Source organism: Phormidium sp. FACHB-1136, from assembly GCF_014697375.1.
Lineage (GTDB): Bacteria > Cyanobacteriota > Cyanobacteriia > Phormidesmidales > Phormidesmidaceae > Nodosilinea.
The window spans coordinates 1-18,660 of sequence record NZ_JACJRS010000008.1; the positions used below are offsets into that span (position 1 = coordinate 1).

The 18,660-nt window shown below is 54.7% G+C and carries 19 protein-coding genes; 6 read left to right on the forward strand and 13 right to left on the reverse strand.

Annotated features, from left to right (window positions below; translation table 11 throughout):
* The 3 genes from H6G62_RS03955 to H6G62_RS03965 all read left to right on the forward strand — a co-directional run.
* Positions 1–317: transposase (locus H6G62_RS03955; protein WP_190492820.1), on the forward strand; the 317-nt coding region annotated here is incomplete at its 5' end.
* Between the two features lie 470 nt (positions 318–787).
* On the forward strand, positions 788–1,969 hold the full coding sequence (sat, locus tag H6G62_RS03960; protein WP_190492821.1) for a sulfate adenylyltransferase: 1,182 nt from the start codon (positions 788–790) through the stop codon (positions 1,967–1,969).
* A gap of 45 nt (positions 1,970–2,014) precedes the next feature.
* Positions 2,015–4,273 carry a caspase family protein gene (locus tag H6G62_RS03965; RefSeq protein ID WP_190492822.1) on the forward strand — a complete coding sequence of 753 codons (2,259 nt, stop codon included), beginning with the start codon at positions 2,015–2,017 and terminating at the stop codon, positions 4,271–4,273.
* A 31-nt stretch (positions 4,274–4,304) separates the two neighbouring features.
* Here H6G62_RS03965 and H6G62_RS03970 read toward each other — a convergent pair whose 3' ends face one another.
* The 5 genes from H6G62_RS03970 to H6G62_RS03990 all read right to left on the reverse strand — a co-directional run bounded on the left by H6G62_RS03970 (position 4,305) and on the right by H6G62_RS03990 (position 9,358).
* On the reverse strand, positions 4,305–6,005 hold the full coding sequence (locus H6G62_RS03970) for a glycoside hydrolase family 3 N-terminal domain-containing protein (protein WP_190492823.1): 1,701 nt from the start codon (positions 6,003–6,005) through the stop codon (positions 4,305–4,307).
* 20 nt (positions 6,006–6,025) lie between these two features.
* Positions 6,026–6,511, reverse strand: a complete 486-nt coding sequence (gene rbfA / locus H6G62_RS03975; protein ID WP_190492824.1) for a 30S ribosome-binding factor RbfA — start codon at positions 6,509–6,511, stop codon at positions 6,026–6,028.
* 222 nt (positions 6,512–6,733) lie between these two features.
* Entirely contained in the window at positions 6,734–6,937 is a 204-nt protein-coding gene (locus H6G62_RS03980) for a DUF751 family protein (protein ID WP_190492825.1), read from the reverse strand.
* A gap of 210 nt (positions 6,938–7,147) precedes the next feature.
* Complete coding sequence (locus tag H6G62_RS03985) at positions 7,148–8,614, reverse strand: DUF4335 domain-containing protein (protein ID WP_190492826.1); 1,467 nt, start codon at positions 8,612–8,614, stop codon at positions 7,148–7,150.
* A gap of 144 nt (positions 8,615–8,758) precedes the next feature.
* Positions 8,759–9,358, reverse strand: a complete 600-nt coding sequence (locus tag H6G62_RS03990) for a DUF3038 domain-containing protein (RefSeq protein ID WP_190492827.1) — start codon at positions 9,356–9,358, stop codon at positions 8,759–8,761.
* A 245-nt stretch (positions 9,359–9,603) separates the two neighbouring features.
* On the opposite strand from H6G62_RS03990, the gene H6G62_RS03995 reads away from it, so the two are divergent.
* Positions 9,604–10,680: a tyrosine-type recombinase/integrase gene (locus H6G62_RS03995; protein WP_190492828.1), complete on the forward strand. Its 1,077-nt coding sequence runs from the start codon at positions 9,604–9,606 to the stop codon at positions 10,678–10,680.
* A gap of 7 nt (positions 10,681–10,687) precedes the next feature.
* Here the strand turns inward: H6G62_RS03995 and H6G62_RS04000 are convergent, their stop codons facing one another.
* Positions 10,688–11,227: a tyrosine-type recombinase/integrase gene (locus H6G62_RS04000; protein ID WP_190492829.1), complete on the reverse strand. Its 540-nt coding sequence runs from the start codon at positions 11,225–11,227 to the stop codon at positions 10,688–10,690.
* A gap of 284 nt (positions 11,228–11,511) precedes the next feature.
* Between H6G62_RS04000 and H6G62_RS04005 the strand changes: the two genes are divergently transcribed.
* Entirely contained in the window at positions 11,512–11,961 is a 450-nt protein-coding gene (locus H6G62_RS04005) for a hypothetical protein (protein WP_190492830.1), read from the forward strand.
* A 197-nt stretch (positions 11,962–12,158) separates the two neighbouring features.
* On the opposite strand, the gene H6G62_RS04010 is transcribed toward H6G62_RS04005, so the two are convergent.
* Positions 12,159–12,785 carry a Mor transcription activator family protein gene (locus H6G62_RS04010; RefSeq protein WP_190492831.1) on the reverse strand — a complete coding sequence of 209 codons (627 nt, stop codon included), beginning with the start codon at positions 12,783–12,785 and terminating at the stop codon, positions 12,159–12,161.
* The gene (locus H6G62_RS04015; protein WP_190492832.1) at positions 12,742–13,320 is read right to left on the reverse strand and encodes a class I SAM-dependent methyltransferase; all 579 of its coding nucleotides are present in this window, start codon (positions 13,318–13,320) and stop codon (positions 12,742–12,744) included. The genes H6G62_RS04010 and H6G62_RS04015 overlap by 44 nt, the downstream gene beginning before the upstream one ends.
* A gap of 36 nt (positions 13,321–13,356) precedes the next feature.
* On the opposite strand from H6G62_RS04015, the gene H6G62_RS04020 reads away from it, so the two are divergent.
* Complete coding sequence (locus H6G62_RS04020; RefSeq protein ID WP_190492833.1) at positions 13,357–13,632, forward strand: hypothetical protein; 276 nt, start codon at positions 13,357–13,359, stop codon at positions 13,630–13,632.
* A gap of 237 nt (positions 13,633–13,869) precedes the next feature.
* Here the strand turns inward: H6G62_RS04020 and H6G62_RS04025 are convergent, their stop codons facing one another.
* The 5 genes from H6G62_RS04025 to H6G62_RS04045 form a co-directional block, all read right to left on the reverse strand.
* Positions 13,870–14,019 carry a hypothetical protein gene (locus H6G62_RS04025; RefSeq protein WP_190492834.1) on the reverse strand — a complete coding sequence of 50 codons (150 nt, stop codon included), beginning with the start codon at positions 14,017–14,019 and terminating at the stop codon, positions 13,870–13,872.
* Positions 14,012–14,476, reverse strand: a complete 465-nt coding sequence (locus tag H6G62_RS27295; RefSeq protein WP_347239288.1) for a DUF5615 family PIN-like protein — start codon at positions 14,474–14,476, stop codon at positions 14,012–14,014. Before H6G62_RS27295 ends, H6G62_RS04025 begins: the two co-directional genes overlap by 8 nt.
* A complete protein-coding gene (locus tag H6G62_RS04035) occupies positions 14,477–14,788 on the reverse strand; it encodes a DUF433 domain-containing protein (protein ID WP_190492835.1) in 312 nt (103 codons plus the stop codon). It abuts the gene before it with no gap.
* A 138-nt stretch (positions 14,789–14,926) separates the two neighbouring features.
* Positions 14,927–15,115, reverse strand: coding sequence for a hypothetical protein (locus tag H6G62_RS04040; protein ID WP_190492836.1), 189 nt, complete (start codon positions 15,113–15,115; stop codon positions 14,927–14,929).
* A gap of 455 nt (positions 15,116–15,570) precedes the next feature.
* Positions 15,571–18,351 (reverse strand): UvrD-helicase domain-containing protein, encoded by a 2,781-nt coding sequence (locus H6G62_RS04045; RefSeq protein ID WP_190492837.1) that lies wholly within the window; start codon positions 18,349–18,351, stop codon positions 15,571–15,573.
* Between the last annotated feature and the right edge of the window lie 309 nt (positions 18,352–18,660).

The window sequence follows — 18,660 nt, forward strand, 5'->3', positions numbered from 1 at the left end:
TTGAAGACTTTGAGCAGGATGGCCCTAAGATTCTTATCATTTTAGACAATGCAAGTATTCATAAAAAGGCAGAGATTCTAGAGAAGATAGCGAAGGAGATGCCCAACATTGTTTTAGAATTTCTGCCACCCTACAGTCCGGACTATAATTTAATCGAGTTAGTTTGGCACTCTGCAAAGGAATTCATTGCCAATCGTCTATTTGAGTCGATTGAGGATTTAGAAGCGCTTGTTCATAACCTATTGAACGAAGGGCAGCTTGTCATCAACTGGGATCGCAAGATCAAAAATAAAGGAAACACAGTCAATGTAATTTAAATGCATATCAGCTTAGTATTGCCCATGAGCAGGCTAGACCTAGCCAATAGTCATGCGTGGGTTGCATAGCCCCCTCAACTATCCACATGCCTCTTGCCAAGCGCATGGGTCTAGACATCCGTACAGGCAGGCACCTTGGCTGATCAGATGATCCTTTGCCTGTGGCTGGATCGATAGCCCCTCTTCGCTAGATTAATGATGCGATCCCAGTGGGGAATAGAGTAGCACTAGACTCGAAGTTCAAATGAATTGTGATTCAATCTAAGTCAAAATTGAATTCAAGCCGAAAAATATCTCCATTGCAGGTGACATCGGTACCAAGATGTAATTTCATGGAGTAAGCGAGTCAGTACAGCCATTTTGTGTTTCACACCCTTGGCGGCCTCAGCGAATGGCCTCCTGCGAGGGTTGCGGCTGCCTGGGTCTGACTTCGCGGATTATGTCGCCCAGTGTAGGAAAACGGTATCCCCATGACGATGCATAAGGATGGTATTGCCCCCCACGGTGGCACGCTGATTAATCGCCTGGTTTCCCCCGAAAAGGAAGCGCACTTTTTGGAGCAGGCTAACAGTCTGCCCCGTGTCGCCCTGGATGAGCGGGCCTTTTCTGACCTGGTGATGATCGCCATTGGCGGCTTTAGCCCCCTAGACGGCTTTATGAAGAAGGCCGATTACGATCCCGTCGTCACGGATATGCGGTTGGCCAATGGGCTGCCCTGGGCGGTGCCCGTTACCCTGTCGGTGTCTGAGGACGTAGCGGCCCCCCTGAAGGAAGGCTCTCTGGTGCGGCTAGATGACCCCACCGGGCGCTTCGTTGGGGTGCTGGAACTGGAAGAAAAGTACACCTACGACAAAACCCGCGAGGCCATCCACGTCTACCGCACCGACGAGGACAAGCACCCCGGTGTAAAGGTGGTCTACGAGCAGGGTGCCGTGAACCTGGCTGGCCCGATTTGGCTAATGCAGCGGGATCCTCACCCCCTGTTCCCCAACTACCAAATTGACCCCGCCGCTTCCCGTGCGATGTTCCGGGAAAAGGGCTGGAAAACCGTAGTGGGCTTCCAAACCCGCAACCCCATCCACCGCGCCCACGAGTACATTCAAAAGTGCGCCCTCGAAACCGTGGACGGCCTGTTTCTGCATCCCCTCGTGGGGGCCACCAAGTCCGACGACATCCCCGCCGATGTGCGGATGCGCTGCTACGAAATTATGGTGGAGCACTACTTCCCGCAGGATCGGGTGATTCTGGCCATTAACCCCTCCGCCATGCGCTATGCGGGGCCACGGGAAGCCATCTTCCACGCCCTGATTCGCAAAAACTACGGCTGCACCCACTTCATCGTGGGGCGCGACCATGCCGGGGTAGGCGACTACTACGGCACCTACGATGCCCAGTACATTTTCGACGAGTTTGACCCCGCCGAGCTGGGCATTGTGCCGATGAAGTTTGAGCACGCCTTCTACTGCACCCGCACGGGCGGCATGGCCACCTCCAAAACCAGCCCCAGCAGCAAGGAGGAGCGCATCCACCTGTCCGGCACCAAGGTACGCGAGATGCTGCGCCGAGGAGAATTACCCCCGCCGGAATTTTCCCGTCCTGAAGTGGCGGCGGAACTGGCTCGCGCCATGCGGGTACCCGAAGCAGTCGGCTAAGGTATCCTCTACCTAGGGCAAACCATCGGTGGGGCAAGCCATCCCGTGACACTGAATCGACGGTCGTTTCTGCAACGGACGAGTCTGGCGCTAGGGGCGTTAGGCGTGGGGGGAAGTAGCTTCCTGAGGGCAACCCCCTATGCCCAAGCACTCAGCAAACCCGCCCGTCGCAAACTGGCCCTGCTGATCGGCATTAACCAGTACCCGGATCGAGCGATCAGCGTCACGCCCGGTCAAGATGTAGCCCTCAAAGGTTGCTTGACTGATGTGGGGATGCAGCGGCAGTTGTTGATCCATCGGTTTGGCTTTGCGCCCCAGGATATCCTCACCCTCACTAACCAGGCGGCTACCCGTCAGGGCATTGTCAACGCCCTCGACCAGCACCTCGTCCAACAGGCCCAGGCCGATGACGTGGTGCTGCTGCATTTCAGTGGCTACGGTAGCCAAGTGCGCTGGGAGGGCAATCCCAACCTCACCTATCGCGCCTGGGTACCCGTGGACGGACGTTTGCCCAGCAGCGATCAGCCCGCCTTAAACGACCTTTTAGAAGTGGAAATTGCGGCAATTCTGCGACGGGTCGCCACACCAAACCTAACCACGGTAATCGACGCCGGAAGCCAGGACACGGGATATCTGCGCTGGGGCAATATGAAGGTGAGATCCCGGCCCATAGTGCCCGTTGGCAATTTACCGGAACCTTTTTTAGGCACGGTGGAGGGAGCCAGGGAAGGCGAAACCCCTTGGCCAGGGCTGCTGCTGAGAGCGAACAATCCTGGAAACCTGGTGTTAGAGGGGCCATGGGATGGCTTTAGTGCTGGACTCTTTACCTACGCCCTCACCCAAAGCCTGTGGGAAGCGGTGGCGGATCCCAATCCTAAGCTGCTGATCCAGCGGACGGGGGATCGGATCCAGCACTGGACTGGGCCGGATCAGGTACCTACTTTGGGTAATGTGCTGGCTCCTAAGGCCGTTACCATGCCCTACAGCCTGCCCCCCGATCAACCCAACGCCGTTGGCCTCGCGCAACCCACCGACCCACGCACCCTAGACCTCTGGTTGGGCGGGCTATCGCCGGATCTGCTGCACTACCTCCAGCCTGGATCTCGGTTTACCATCCCCAATCCTTCCGCCCACGATGCCGCCACGCCTACGGATGCCGTCGCCCCCAATTCCGTCGTACCCGATCCCGTGCTAGACCTGCGCCTAGAGTCGCGCAGCGGCCTGCATGGCGTGGCTAAACCTGTGATGGCCGAAGTTTCCCTATCCGCCCAAGCCCAGCCACTCTACGAGAAAGTGAGGGTGCTGCCCACCAACCTCACCCTCACGATGGCCCTAGATAGCCAACTGAAGCGGGTGGAACGGGTGGATGCGACCAGTGCCCTAGCGGGGGTGCCCTTTGTTACCGCGATTGCCGCTGGCGAACGCAACGCCGATTGTCTCTTTGGGCGCTTACCCGTGGGGCCAGGAGGGAGTCCTGCCGATGGCGACCGTTTCTCCAGCGCTGGCAGCGAACGCCTCACAGAAAGCAGCTACGGTCTGTTTGCCCCCAACCGCACGCTGGTACCAGGCACCATGCTGGCCAAGGAAGAGGCCGTCAAAACCGCCCTCACCCGCCTCACCCCCACCCTACGATCCCTGCTAGCCCTAAAGCTGGTGCGCCTTACCCAAAACCGCTTTGCCTCTGGCCTTGCCGCCCTCGTTGCCGTGGAAGCCGTCGGCCCCAAACCCACGGTGCTACTGCGCCAACAAACCGAAGCCAGCCGCCTCACCCATCCCGGCCTGACGGATCCCGGCAGCGGCCCCACCACCCTCACCCTCTCGCGAGATGCCCGTTTTCAGTACCGCATCACCAATCACAGCGATCTCCCCCTTCATGTTCTAGTAATTCGCATCAACGGCCAGGGAGACTGCTCGGCCCTAGTGGTGGCCCCCGAAGACAGCGGAAACACCGACGGAACACAGCTAATCGGCCCGTCCCTGGATCCCCGGCAGACCCTGCTGGTGCCCAATAACCCTAGCGGTTGGGGCATCCTAGGGTCTACAGCGCAGGTCGAGACTCACATTATCCTCAGTGTTCAACCCTTTACCCACAGCCTAGAGGCGCTCGCCGCCGATGGCCCCATGGCCTCTGTGCAAGCCGATTTGCGCCGAGTTGAGCAACCCCTCAAATTTGCCCAAGCTCTGCTACAAGATCTCCATAGCGATGCGGCACTGCCGGAAGGCCGCAGTGCGGGAGACGTTTACGCCCTGAATCACCAGCAATGGGCGACGTTTCAGATCAACTATGTGGTCAGTTCATCCTGATGACGGCTGTGGGAGACCCTCTGACCAGCGACTAATCTGTGAAGGCGACGGTTTGGGTGGGGCGTTCGGTGGTGGTAGTCCCCAGGCCGAGGGCTGTTAGTAGGTGATGCTGAGCCGCCGCCATTTGGCCATAGCTGAAGCCGTAGGGAAGGTCTTGATGGGAGGGATCGGGGGCTTCGGCGGATGCCGTAACGGTGCGGGTGGGTACGCCAAGGTATTGAGTTTTCAAGTAATCCAGGGCATAGGGACTGCCGTAGATGACCAACCCCTGAAGGCATTGGGCATTCAAGATCGCCTCGATCCAAGCTTGCACCAGGGGAGACACCGCCGCCGAACCCCGGAAGGGATTGCCCCGCAGAAAGATTTGCATCAACGTCGGGCGCAGGGTGTCGGCCTGGGGCCAGCGTTGGCAACCCTGGTGATCCACTAGTTGAAGCTGGTAGTGGGATTGGGCAGGCAGGGCAATGGCGGGGGCGGTGCGGTTCAAAAAGGGACAATCCACCACGCTATCCACCAGGATCAGATTGTCGCCGGGATGCTGGGCGTCGCCGGGTGGCACCTGACCTACCACGGTCATGGATGCCGTGAGGATATTGGTGGCAAGGCGCTGAGATTCTGGCCGCAGGAAGGGATCGAGGTGAATCGGCGGGGGCGGAATATGTTCCCAGGCGTGGCAGGATTCTGGCGGCACCGAAAGGCGAGAGGCCACCCGCTGCTTGGCTCGCCACAGGCGTTCTACAGAATCGGCAATGCGCTCTGGGGGAATGCGTCCGGTGGTTACGGCCTCCACCACGGCCTTAATGCAGCCTTCGGGGTCGGTGGGCATCAACAGCACATCCGCCCCAGCTTCCACCGCCAGTACCGCCGCTTCGTAGGGGCCGTAGGTGCGGGTGATGGCTCCCATAATCAGCGCATCGGTGACAATCAGCCCCGTAAAGCCCATTTTCTCGCGTAGGAGTCTCGTCAAGGTACGGTCAGACAGGGTGGCGGGATACTGCCGATCCAGGGCCGGGATCGTGAGGTGTGCCGTCATCACCGTATCCACCCCAGCGGCAATCAACGCTTGGAAGGGCGGCAATTCCACCCGCTGGAGTCGTTCCCAGTTGTGGGGCAAGGTGGGTAGTTCTAGATGGGAATCCACTGCTGTATCACCATGGCCCGGAAAGTGTTTGGCGGTGGTGAGGGCACCCTGGCGCTGGGCACCGCACACAAAGGCTGTTGTCAGAGCGGCGACAATCTCCGGCGTATCCCCAAAAGCTCGCACGTTGATGACGGGGTTTTCGGGATTGTTGTTCACATCGGCCACTGGGGCCAGCACCCAGTTGAGGCCGATGGCCAGGGCTTCTTCGGCGGTGACGGCACCCATGGCTTCCGCGTAGGCTTCGGCCTGGGGAAGATCCCGTTTGGCAATTTCGGCCAAGGCCATGGGGGGCGGAAACCAAGTGGCCCCACTAAATCGCTGGCCTACCCCTTCTTCGATGTCAGCGGCGATTAGTAGGGGAACCTGGGCCAGGGTTTGTAATTCCTCGGTTTTGAGGCCCACCTCGGCGGCACTGCCCCCCAGCAAAATCACTCCGCCCACGCCTAGGTCGGCAAGGTAGTGGTGCAAGGTGTCCCGGTCGGCTTCCCAGGCGGGATAGCGAATTTCGTGGTCAAACAAATGGCCGGAGGTACGCACCACCACCATTTGCGCCACCTGTTCCGCTAGGGAAAGCGCGTCGGGGGAGGGCATGATGGCACTGGGAGCCGTCCTCACGCCAAATCGTCCCCATCGTCCTCGGCGCTGGGAATGGCATCATCGAGGAAATCTCCGTCGAGATCGTCTCCCGCTTCATCCCCCTCTTCCCCCGCCTCAAACCAGGCGTCATCCATGCCCTTTTCCTCCCGCTCTTGGCTGAGCTGGTTGATCAGCGACAACACCCGCGTGCCCCGCTCCATGGAAGTATCTTCCTTAAATAGAATCTCTGGGGTACGCCGCAGTCGAATGCGCTGGCCTAGTTCGCTTCGCACAAAGCCCGTCGCTGCCTTCAGCCCTTCCATGGTTTCGGCGCGGGCTTCCTCGGTGCCATAGATGCTGACAAACACCTTGGCGTGCTGCAAATCCCCAGACACATCCACATCGGTGACGCTGACCATGCCAGCCCCCACCCGGTCGTCCTTAATATCGCCCATCAACATGTGGCTGACTTCGCGCTTAATCAACGACGCCACCCGCTCCACTCGACGACTATTGGCCATCGCCCCGTACTCCAACGTGCTAAACAATCTTCTCGACGGTGCTTGTCCTAGCCTTGGCTGATGGCAAGCATTCTCTCTGTAGCTAGGTTTGGCCCTCCCCCCAGCTCCTCTCCCACGGGGAGATGAGAGCCGGAAGACTCTTCAAAGTCCCTCTCCCAAGTTGGGGAGAGGGATTTAGGGTGAGGGCAGCGGAGACCTTGGCATCCATCTGACCGACAAACCCTAGGCGGCACCCAGGCCCAGCATGGCCCGCAGGGTGAAGGTAAGAAACAGAAACCCCGCCACCACCGCTCCAACCAATGCCACCGCCGTGGTCGGACGCTGGAGCAGGGGCACCAAGGGCTGCACTGCATTGTAGAGAATCCCCAAAGAGAAGGAGATTAGGTAGCGCGGATAGCGGAAAACGTTCTCAAAAAACTCTTTCATGGCGGCGTTTTAACAGGGCAGGTAGGGCCACAGGATACCGTTATCCAAGCTTTGCCCGCATTCCATCCTAACCCAAGCCCCAGAGCATGGTCTAGGCTGACGGCCAGACCCTTGATTGGAATTCCGTGATCGGCCTTGAGCATTTTGTCTAGGCGTTGGGTCGTAGATCTCACCCAGTGCTAACGATGTGGGTGTCGTCGCCTGGGGTATTTAGGGGGTTGGGTGAACTTGCACATCGCCGGAGGGTAGGAGTTCAATCTCAACGGTGGTGGGTTCTGTTAGGCGTAGGTTGGGCAACACGGTGCCCACCGAGGGCAGGGGCGTTTGGGTCAGATATTGGCGCGATGGGGCGGTTAGGGGCTCGATAGCCAGAATCTCTCCCGCTGGCCCCAGGGTGAGGCGATAGCGCAGGGGTGAGGCTAGTCCTGGAATTGGGTTCCAGATCTCGGCTAAAGCTAGTCGTAGGGAATCTAGGGTGTGAGCGGGGGCACTATCGGCCAAACCTGCCGAAGGGGCTGGGGCCAGTTCATCTGCCGATTCAGGGGGCTGGGTTTCTGGGGACTCTGGGGATACTAGCGGGGGCGCAGAGGATGCCGTTGCGGACACTCTAGCTTGCGATCCAATGGCCTCCGGTGGTGGCATAGGAGCGGGAGGGGGCGGTGGCGAAGACTCCTCCGGGGAGGAAGGCGAGGCGGCCTGAGGGGGCACTGCTGCGAGGTTATCCGGCCTGGGTTGGGGGGCTGGGGCAACCGCACGGTCTGGCCCGGTTGATGCCACGTCTGGCCTAGGGGCGTTTGAGGGGGGATTTGGGGTCGGGGATTGGTCGGATGCCCTAGGGACTGGGGCTAAGGCTGGAGCATCATTATCTAATGAGTCATTTAATGGGTCTGCCCCAGCGAATGGGCCTGCCTCTAACGGATCAGCATCGAGCGGAGGAGAGCCCTCGGTTATGGCCCCGTTGTCCTCGGCGGTGCCTCCAGCAATGTCTGCTGGGGCAGATGTTTCTGCCGTGGGTGTGGGAGACAGCACTAGGGCCGGGGGAGACGACCCTAGCCATTGGCTTCCCAGTACCGCCGCCACCAGTACCGCCGCCACCGATCCCGTCCACAGGGGCAGCCTAGCAGGCCACCGTAGCCGCGATGGTCGCCGCTGGGCCGGGGCTAGTTCCTCCGACCAATGGGCTACGGCTTGCTCAGCTTGGTCTAGCACCGTGGCCAAATCCGCCAACTGCACCAAAGACAAGTTCACAGCGGCGGGGGAAGATGCCCCGGTCACCGTCAGTCGATGGCGCGTGAGCCCCACGGGAGCCAAACGGTTCTGCCCTTGGCTAAGTCCTTGGGATGGGGTTAGCCCTTGTGCCTGAAGGTAATGCTGCACATAGGTTTGCACCAAATAGCTGAGGTCGGCTAGGTCTGGGCCATGGCCAGAGACCTCGAAGGCGGGGGGAGATTGGCGGGATCCATCAGCAGGGAACGTTTCAGCGGGGGAGGGTGGCTGTCCATCGGCCTGAACATGGTCTGGGGTGTCGGCCCTTTCCCATAGGCATAGCTGAAACCGTGAACGTTTCAGCACCACCCGATCCGCCAGGGTACTCAAAGGCGACACCTGCCCCGTTAGCTGCAAGGCCCAAGAGCCAGCGGCGTATTGGTAGGAGGATAGGGTGGCAAGGGTGGGCATGGAACTAGTGATTGGGGATTGGTTATTGGTTATTGGCTATGAGTTGTTGTGGGTTAGTTATTGAAGGTTGGTTGTGAAGGGTTGGCTATTGGGGCCTTGGTGGAGATGTACCGTTGTACGTCCGACTTCCGACTATGGCCGGGACTAGGTTTTGGAGCGGTCTAGCAGGGCCAACCAAAGTTTGCGGGAACCGTCGGGGTTGCCATAGAACAACAAATCAATCAGCAGTTTGAGGGCGAGGGGGTTGAGGTCATCCGGGGTGGAGGTTGGGTCGGCCTCCATGCGTTCTTGGTAGGCGTTAACAAAGGCATCGAGGTAATTGCCCAGCATGGCGGTGCGGTGGGGGGGGCGACCTTGGTCGAGGGCGGATTCCAGGTGGGTAACGGCTTGGCGGATAGTGGTTTGGTGATCGAGCGCGAGGTGGGTGATAACCAAGACTAGGGCGCGGGCTTCATCAATATCGAGCTTTTTGCGACCTTGCCCCTTACGCAGGGGGCTGGCCTGCCGTAACCGCCAAAGGTTGACGCGATCACTCAACAAATCCGACAGGCCCAAGTGGGTCGCTGCGGCTAACATCGCTTCAGACCCTAGCCCGGTGAGGGATTCTAGGGCTAGCAGCACCAGATCAAGCTGGGCTTTGATGCTCTGCAACTGCTGGGGTGTGGGCGTTCCCGTCAATGGTTGCCCCAGATTTTGCCCTGAACGAGGGCCAACATTTGGCCCCGGCTGAGACGATAGCTCCACCGTTTCCTCTACCCTCTACCCTAAGAGATTGGGCCAATTGTGGCATGGGGGTTGCCATTATTGAAACCATGCTACCTGTTAACCGAGTGGGTTACAGCAGCCCTAAACCCTTTAAGTTCAGTGGGTTTGAGCAGATCTAGCCTAAATTAGGCTGTAGTACGTCAGATCTAGTTTAATGGTTATAAGCACTTCAAAGGGTGCCCATAGAAGCCAATTGGGCGGATCATCAGCCAATTTTTTGAGCTATGGCCAGAGCAAAAAACGGGACGGTCTCGGTGTACCCCTCCAGAGGGAGACTGTTTTACCGCTGGACTGAAGAGAAGAAGCGACGGCAAGCCCTCACGGGCCTGGGGGACAATGCCACCAATCGGGCGGTGGCCGCTCGCATTGCCCAGCGAATGACCGATGATTTGAGGCTGGGGATTTTTGACCACACCTTGGAGCGCTACGCCGTGCCCAAGCGGAAAAGCGGCGGGCCAAATTTGGGCGAACTTTGGCGGGGGTATCTTGAGGTGAAGAAGCGCCGCTTAGCCCCCAGCACCCAGCGGTTTTATGGGGTGCTGGATGGTCACGTTCAGGCGCTACCCAGCCACCGTCTAGAAGATGCTGGGGAGGTGTTCCGGTTCATTATCGAGCGGCACCCCGAACACATCGCCTACCGCCTCACCACCCTGCTGAGCGCGGCCTGTGAGTGGGGACTGAAGACAGGGCAGATCAGAACGAACCCTTGGGAGCACCTGAGGGCACCCCAGCCCGAGTCAGAACCCGACCCCCACCCGTTCACGCTAGAAGAGCGGGATCTGATTTTGGCGGCGCTGGAAGGCCATCACTATCGGGCCTTCATTGAGTTTCTGTTTCGGACGGGGTGCCGAATTGGGGCGGCGGCGGCGCTTCAGTGGGGCAACGTTCGGGGGGATGAGGTGACGTTTCTGGCCACCGTTTCCCGTGCCCAAGGGGGGCGGTATCGTCGCCTGCATCTGAAGAGCCAACGACGGCGGCGGGTGCCCTTGGATGCCAAGACTAAGGCGCTGCTGGATGGGCTACGGCCTGAGCAGACGGCGGGGGATGCCCTGGTGTTCACCAGCCCAAAGGGGCGGATGGTCAACGGCGATCACCTAAACCGAACGCTGTGGCGTCCCCTGCTGGCCAAGCTGGGCCTTGAGGATCGCAGCCTCTACCAAACTCGCAGCACGTTTATCACGGCGGCGCTACGGCGGGGCATGGCCGTGCAGGATGTAGCGGCCTTGGTGGGTAACTCCCCTGGGATGATTTTTCGCCACTATGCCGGGGTGGCTCAAGATTTGCGGCTGCCAGAACTGTGATGGGCCTCTATACCTCTACCGCCGCCCTCAGTTCACCCTCATCAACATCAAGGTAGCGGCCTAGGTTTTCCAGGCTGGCCCAGCCACCCAGGGCGGCGATGGCCTTCAATCTCACCCCAGCTTTGTCTAGGCGAGTTGCCCAGCTCCTACGGCATGAGTGGGTAGAGTAGCCTTCAAGGCCCAGAACAGAACAGGCCCGCCGCAAGGCCTGGTCACAGGCCACGCGGGTGATCGGCTGGCCACGGTGACGGCCTGGGAAGAGGTAGCCGCTAGTGGGCAGTTCATACTGGGCCAGCAGCTCACCCAGGCGATGGCAGATCGGGACAGATCGGCTGTGGTCTTTCCCCTTCACAATGGCGCGGCGAAAGTGGATATCAGCCTTGCCCACATCACCCGCGCAAAGTTGACGGGCCTCGGAGATGCGACAGCCCGTATAGCCACAGATCGCAAAGATGAGTTTATGGGGCATTGGAAGCTGGTTCAAAACCGCTTCAAAGGTTTCTTGACTCCAAACCGCCGCTTGCCCTTCACGACATTTTTTAGGCATGATTTTGGCCTAGTTACTCTTCCATATCGTAGAGAAACTAAGGGCCAAAAGTCCTGTCTTTTAACGAACCAAAATTTACGACCAGGACGCGGTTAGGCTGGGCATGACCAGGCCAAAACTCTAGTTTTGCTAGAAATGCGGTGCCATACCGCTTTTGGGCACAAGGCACAAAAAACCGTACATTTTCTGCCCATGGTTAACCGGAATGTGCATTACCCCTGGTTGATTCTGGCAACCAAAATGTAAGTTACAATCGACAAAATAACCCACCCCTGGAGGTGGTCATGGCTATTCAAGTTAAAGGGCGTGATTTAGTTCAAATCACCTGCTACTTGCCCACCAAAGTTTACGAACGCCTGATCGAATGGAAGCAATCGGTAGGGGGCGTCAAGTCCGAATCTGAAGCGGTGCTACGGTGCCCTCGCAGCGTCTTGTTCCCTGGGGAGTTTGATGAAGCGGCCATAGAGGCCACCCAAGCCAAGTTTCATCAGTTAGAGGCGGCGCTCGATGAACTGAGGCAGGCCCAAGCCGCCGCCCCACCCCCAGCGCCTACTCGTGTGCGGTGGCTCTCTACCCGTCAAGCCTACGAAACCCTGACCGAGCCAGACGTGAGCTACGAACGATTCCGCCGCCTCTCCCCAGAGCAGCTCATGAGCAGATTCAACCTGGCCAGCGATATCACTCGGCGAATCCCTGGTTCAAACACGTCACGATGGCTGCACGTAACCGACTAACGTACAGGTGCATTGCCAGTAAAGTACAGCCGACTACCTTTCCCACTCCCCTAAGCCCTGCCTGACGGGGGTTTGCGGGGGATACCCTTGGTTGGCAGGGGGCACCCATGGGGGTAGGTTTTCGTCTGGGAAGTTCCGGGGCTTTCCGGGGTGTTTTGGGATGGAATAGGGGGCTGATTGGTTGCGTTGCGAGGCAACTACTCACCGACGGCGGCGGCGGAATCCCTGATTCTGTCGTTGGGGGTGGCTTGGGTTTTGGCCAAAAATGGGCAACTGGCACACGGGGGATAGCCCGTCGTTTCTGAAAAGTTAGTCCAGCGCTGGGGGGTAACTGGCACATGGCCCCGTCTGAAACGGGACAGGATAGATCGGATTTGGCGATTAGACAGGCCAAACTGCTGGGCTAGGGCGGGGGTGCTGGCCCCGGATTGGTGAGCGGCTAGGATGGCCACATTTCGGCGGCGGATGCGGGAATCGTAACCAAGGGGGATGAGGGGACGACACCCGCCGTAATGCTGGCTTAGAGTTTGGGCGGGGCCAAGACCGATAGCGGCGGCGATGGGGTGATCGGGGGGGATGGGGGCATGGGGAATGTAGAGAGGTTGCCCTGGAAAAGCGTCTATCAGGGCTTGGGTGGCCACCGGGCCGATCAGTTCTGTGAGCGCCCTGGTGAAGCTACCCTTCGAGTTTTGCGCCATGCTGTCACCGCCAATGCTACGTTTCTCACCATGGCCAGCCACAGGGGGCGGCGGTAGGTGGCAACCCTGCCAACGGCAAAACCTAGTGAGGGCTGGGGAGAAGCCACAGGGTAAAGATGCTGTCATACACCTGCCTGCCTCGCTGGGGTTTGCCGTCTGGGCCAAGGTAGGCGACACGCCCCACGATGCGCTGCTCAGCCAGGTGGAAGGGCTGGGGGATGGCGTCTAGGATGGTGGGTTTGTGGAAGGTGTCGCAGGGGGCCAAGAACACCAGCCGCCCCCTAGGCTGTAGCAGCTCGAAGCTGTGGTTAATGAACTCTACGATGCAGCTAAAGGGCGGGTTACCGATAACCAGATCCACGGTGTCCGGCTCTCCCCAGGTGAGGTAGTCGGCTTGGTGCCAGTGGCAATGGGGTGCCCTAGCGCGGCCTTGTTCAAGGCGGTGGGGTTTGAGTTCAACGGCGTGGCTACCCTCAGGCAGAAAGCGGGCGATCTGCCCAGTCCCAGCCCCGGACTCTACGATGACATCATCAATGGGGCGGCGATGGTCTGTGAGGTTGACGTGGCTGGCCAGTACTTTGGCGACGGCGGCGGGGGTTTGCCAAGCGTCAGGTGTCCAGCCCTGTTCTATGACGGGTTCGATTAGGCTTAGTTGGTGCATGGTTATAGGATGGAAGGGTATACAAGGCAGGTAGTTATGACCAGCACCCCAGAGAGAGAACCCACCCTAAAGGACATTGTTGAGCAGATCCAAGAACTGCGGTCGGAGCTTGAACGTAGCCGTCAGGAACTCAAGGATGAGGTGGGGCGCTGGGATGAGCGGTTCTTTCAGTTCACCCGTGAGAACCTGGTGACGGCACGGACGATCATCATTACGGCGGGTACCGTCATCACCCTTTCGCCTGTGCTGCAAGCGTTTGCCCCGGCGATTGAGGCGGTCGTTACTCGGTTGATGGGTGGGGACGGTCTCTAGCTATTTTTGAGGTGCTGGGCTTGGGCCTTTTGCTCTCGGATGAGGCGGGCCTGGTGACAGATGTGTAGGCGGCCTGTGTTGGGGCCGACAGGATACCAGGTCTCGGTTCTAACGTTGGTAGTCCCATTTCGTACAGGCCAGAGAATAATCAGGTGCCCCTAAAGACCTTACGGCAGTAGATCGCTGTTTCGGGCTGATTTTTCTCTGGTCCGTAGATTAATGCACTACCGCTGAAACTTACAACCGAACAACAGCAACCTCTTGGTAGATGTCGCCGCCAAAGTAGGTGTTCACAAACTCGCAAACGGTGTCACACACCCCGCCCTCCCGAATCAGGTCTGATTCGGGCATGAATAGCAGCGGCTCAAGCGTGGGGCGATCAATCACGCTGATTGATCGCCCCACGCTTGCCTCCGTAGGCTAGGTTGCGATCTACGGCATCGTGAATTAGTCGGCCCTCATCCCAGGCTTTTTGCCATGCTGCTAGGGTACGTGGCTTCCATACCCTACGGGTGGTGTCCTGGGTTCCGTTGGGGGGAGACATTGAGCCGTCCAACCAAATGAAATAATCAATGACCTCAGCGTTAGCGGGGGAAAGTTGATGGCCAAAGATTAGTCCAGAAAATGGCTTTCCTTCTACTTGCCAGGTTTCGGCTAAAACGCGAAATCGAATGTCTGGGGTAAACAGAATGCGATTAAGTTGAGTCACCCTTAATAAAAGCTGATCGTCAGGGAGTTCTTGGCATTCGTCTTCAAAGGCCGTCAGTACGTCTATACCTCGACGACGCAACTGATCTGTAACGGCTTGGGGAATGTGAACATCCATATACAGAGCAATGGCCACTTACAGCAGTCCTTTTGCTTTCATTCTGGTGTAAAAAGGCGATCTAGCTCTTTGCGCTATGCTAGTTTGTAACTGATTCCACTCTTGGGTGATTTCTTGGTCGATTTCTTCCTGGTGGTCAAAATAGTAGCCCATTTCGGCATGGGCTTCGGCTGGCTTTAGGTAAAGGTGCTGTCGGCATATTTCTTCTACAGACCAACCATAGGCGAGATAGTCCATGACAATTTTCGCGACTCGAATGCGTGGCAATCGCTGTAGTCGCGCAGGCTGATTTTCTAATTTCTGGATGTGTGGATAACTCAGGGCTAGCATACGATCTCATTCTACCTAGCTAAGCTGCCATATTCTTACAGTATAGTCTTTGCTGCCACTAGGTCATCATTCGCTCCCTTCTGGCTAAATCGCTATAATCCTTAATCTCTCATTCAAATGTAGGGGGGATGTGAACGGTTACTCGTCGGGGTCGTTAGGGAGAGCGGCGACGGGTTGTAGGCCAAGAACATCTAGGCTGACGGGTGGGATGGAATGTTGAATCGTGTCGGCTAAAACACTGGCAATGTCTCGGTTTGCAAGACGCGCAAAGCGTTCGGCTCGTTGGTAAATGTCGTCTGGCAAGGTAATCGTGATTTGAGTACTCATAACAATGCCCATCCACTATTGATGTGAATTTTACTTTCTCTGGCTATCAGCGTTTGCAGAATTGTCCCATAAATGCAGGGACGGGGGTATCTCCCACCGAAGGCTAGGATTTATCCCTTGTCTTTCCTGTATGCCAAGCTCCGACTGAGATGCAAAACTAGGGCTTCTGCTCCAATCCAATGATCGTGAGTAAGACAGGGGTTGCAGCCTAACGTTCCCAACCAGCGGCGGCAGATCACCTTGACTCAACACGAGCAATTTTCGTCAGTCCGTTGCGTTGGGGTTGCTATGCCACCGGAATTACAACAAGAGAACAGCTAAAGTAAGTAACGATTCTATAGTGGTTCCCCATTGGATACAGCACAGCAAAAGCCATGTTGCATATACGTTACAGGCGTCTCAACGTACCTCACACCAGCGAGAACCGCTATATATCTGAATCAATGTTCTGAACCTTATACAGGGAAATTATCAAAAATACAACTCCACTGTCCACGATCAATAACATAGGTAGCTAGCACATTCTCGAAGTCGTCATAAAATTGCAGGTGAATGCCGTTTGCATGAGAAACCCATTGAGTATTGGCGAAAAAGGACTGTATCGAGAAATTTTGTGCTGAGTAATTTCGCCACCAAGCTTTCAATCGACTATTCCACTCATAACCTTCGGCCCTTAGTAGCTCCTTAATTGCGAAGGTACCATTACTACCCCTTCCATTTTGGTTAGTTACTTTAACAGTGATTCGCCTTGCTTCTCCAACAACAGGGTCATAGGTTGACCAGTCCAACAAAGAAATATTTATTCTACTTTGCAAATCCTCAACAAAAGGAGACATATTATTTGTCTCGGTTAAAATAAATAAGTGTTCTGCGGCACGAGTTAGTGCAACGTAAAAAAGGCGGCGTTCCTCATTCACTGTACCTTCAACTGAGCTTCCCAAAACAAATGTAAACATTAAGTCTGGATGTAGCAATGGGTAAGATCGAGGGACAGCATCTAGGATAATAACAATTTCTTTTTCTAAGCCCTTATACTTGTGAGTAGTCGATATATTTATCTTTTCTCTTAAGATCTCAGGGAATTTTGAGCGTAATAGCTCTAAAAAGCTACCTAGTTGATCTCGCCTTTTATTACGCTTTTCTCCATAATTTATGTACCAAGGTAGACTATTTTTTCGGCTCAGTAGAACTACGCTTTTATCGTGCTGAAGTGCTTTATTGATCAAGCGTAAAATAGCAGGTGTAAAATCATCTCCTGGATGATTCTCTTGTTCAACTGGCAACGGCTTAAAATTACTAAGATTAGCAATCTCTACTTTCCCTAACGATTTGTTAATCTCACGGGCAGGATCGCCAAGCCCGTTCATTAGCTGATTACTAACCCTCACAATAGAGTCTGCTGAACGATAATTAGTATTAATAGAAAGCTTGATAGAGGGTTGAAAAAACTTCTCGAAGTTTTGATAAAAAGATAGATCAGAACCAGCAAATCCATTGATCGCTTGCCAGTCATCACCAACGCAAAAAATTTGCACACTAGAGTTTTGCGTCCGAATAGCTTCTATTAAGCAATGGAAGAGATTGGAGAAATCTTGATATTCATCGATAAATATATATCTTAGGTTCTTCAGATCTCCATTTCCAGATTTTCGCCGAAATACTGTTTGTCCTGAAGCAACTATCTCTGATGATCTTTGCATTAATCCATCAAAATCTTCTTCACCCGTTTCTTGAAGACGTTCAAGATAGGCTTGATAGAATACTTTGGCTAGTTCTAAAAAACGCTCTTCAACCTCATTAACACAAGTGTGATTAGCTATTATTTCAGCTAGGTCTTCAACTGAAAGAATTAACTTTCGACATCGTTGAATGAAATTTTCCATCGCTGTGGTGAATCGGTCAATAGCTCGGTCTTTGATGCGGAGCCATATTTCTTCTTCACTTAAACGACAGCAGGAAATCTGGCACTTCTCAAGAGACTGCTTTAGCAAAGCATAGAAGCCTTCGATTCCATTTTTTGTTAAGTCATTAGGATAAAACTCAAGTAGCTGCCAGCTATCTTGATTCTCCCAATATTGTCGTTTTTTATCTGACATTTCATCATAGTCAGGGTCACCCCTCAGCCCAAAGTATTCAATAATTACACCTTGATTATCCCCAGTAAAAATTGTGAAATCAGGACGATAGTTGATTCCACTCCACCAAAAACTACGCTCATACTTGTAATTAATACCGTGTTCAAATAAAAAATCTGCAATTATTTTTTCACCAAATGACTTAACATATTCTCCTCTAAGGCTCTCTTTTGGTAGAGAACGACGATATTTTAGTATTTCTTGAGGACTTTTATCGTAACCACCCATAATGATGCGCTCCCAATCCTCACGAAAATGGGCTGTCATCAAATCACGGATTTCTACCCAATAATCCGCATCGCGCAGGTAATCATCAATGACTGTCTGCAATGCACGACTTTTACTTTGCGCTCCATCCGGTTCATTAAAAAGAATATCTTCTTCAGGATGAACAAGTGCATAAGCTAAAGCATGAAACGTCATAACATGAGGAATAGAGCCTTGAAGCTGTTTTGTTAGACGGTCGTGCATTTCATTTGCAGCTTTTTTATTAAAAGCTAACAACAACATTTCATTTGGAGAAACACCACAATGTTTTTGTAAAAACAGAGATCGACTAACTAAAGTTCGGGTTTTACCACTGCCAGCCCTCGCAACCACTTGAACATGGTCTTCAACTGCACCAATCGCTCTTGACTGTTCATCATCTAATTCAAACGCTAAGTTTTTAGATGCCCACAATTTTACGAAATTTACCTTCCTCTGTTCAAAATCACTGAGAGAAATATATTTGACGCAATTAGATTCATAGAAATATTTGGCATTGAGAAAATCTTTTTCAAATATTTCTTCTAATCTTTTTAATGACGACTGAATTTCTTCTATTGTGCAAGGGTCAAGAAGGTCATAAGCAGATATTCCTGGCTTTATCTCTTGAAACTCCTCAATAAATTTATTTTTGGGATAACTTGTAGGGCCACCAAAATTCTTCAAGAAAATGCGGTGCGTATTTATAAGTGATACTTCACCCTTTCCCCATGTACAATTGGTCACTTCTCGCCCAACTAGACAGTGCCAAAGATTATCGTTTCCATCAACAGCTTTGGCAAATTCTTGGACATTATCAATCTGTAAGTTGTCCCTTATGCTGATACTTTCCATTGAGGATTTACTGTAGTTTTCATGCAACTAATTGAAAGAACCTCGGCACCCAACCCTAGCTTTCCCCTAGATCCGAACCAGGAACACATACCACCCACAAATCTTCACCCAGTATCACGTCATAGCAGTCTTCTCACACTGTTGTCGCCTAGCCTAGTTCAACAGTCGTAGTTACTTAGCGCAATACATCCCAAAAATTACCTCTCGGTTCTGTCCCTACCGACAACTTGAGGCGGCATAACTCTTTATTAGAGGGAAATTTTCCGCCTAATACCCTTATATGAGATCATAGGTGGGATATTTCAGTAT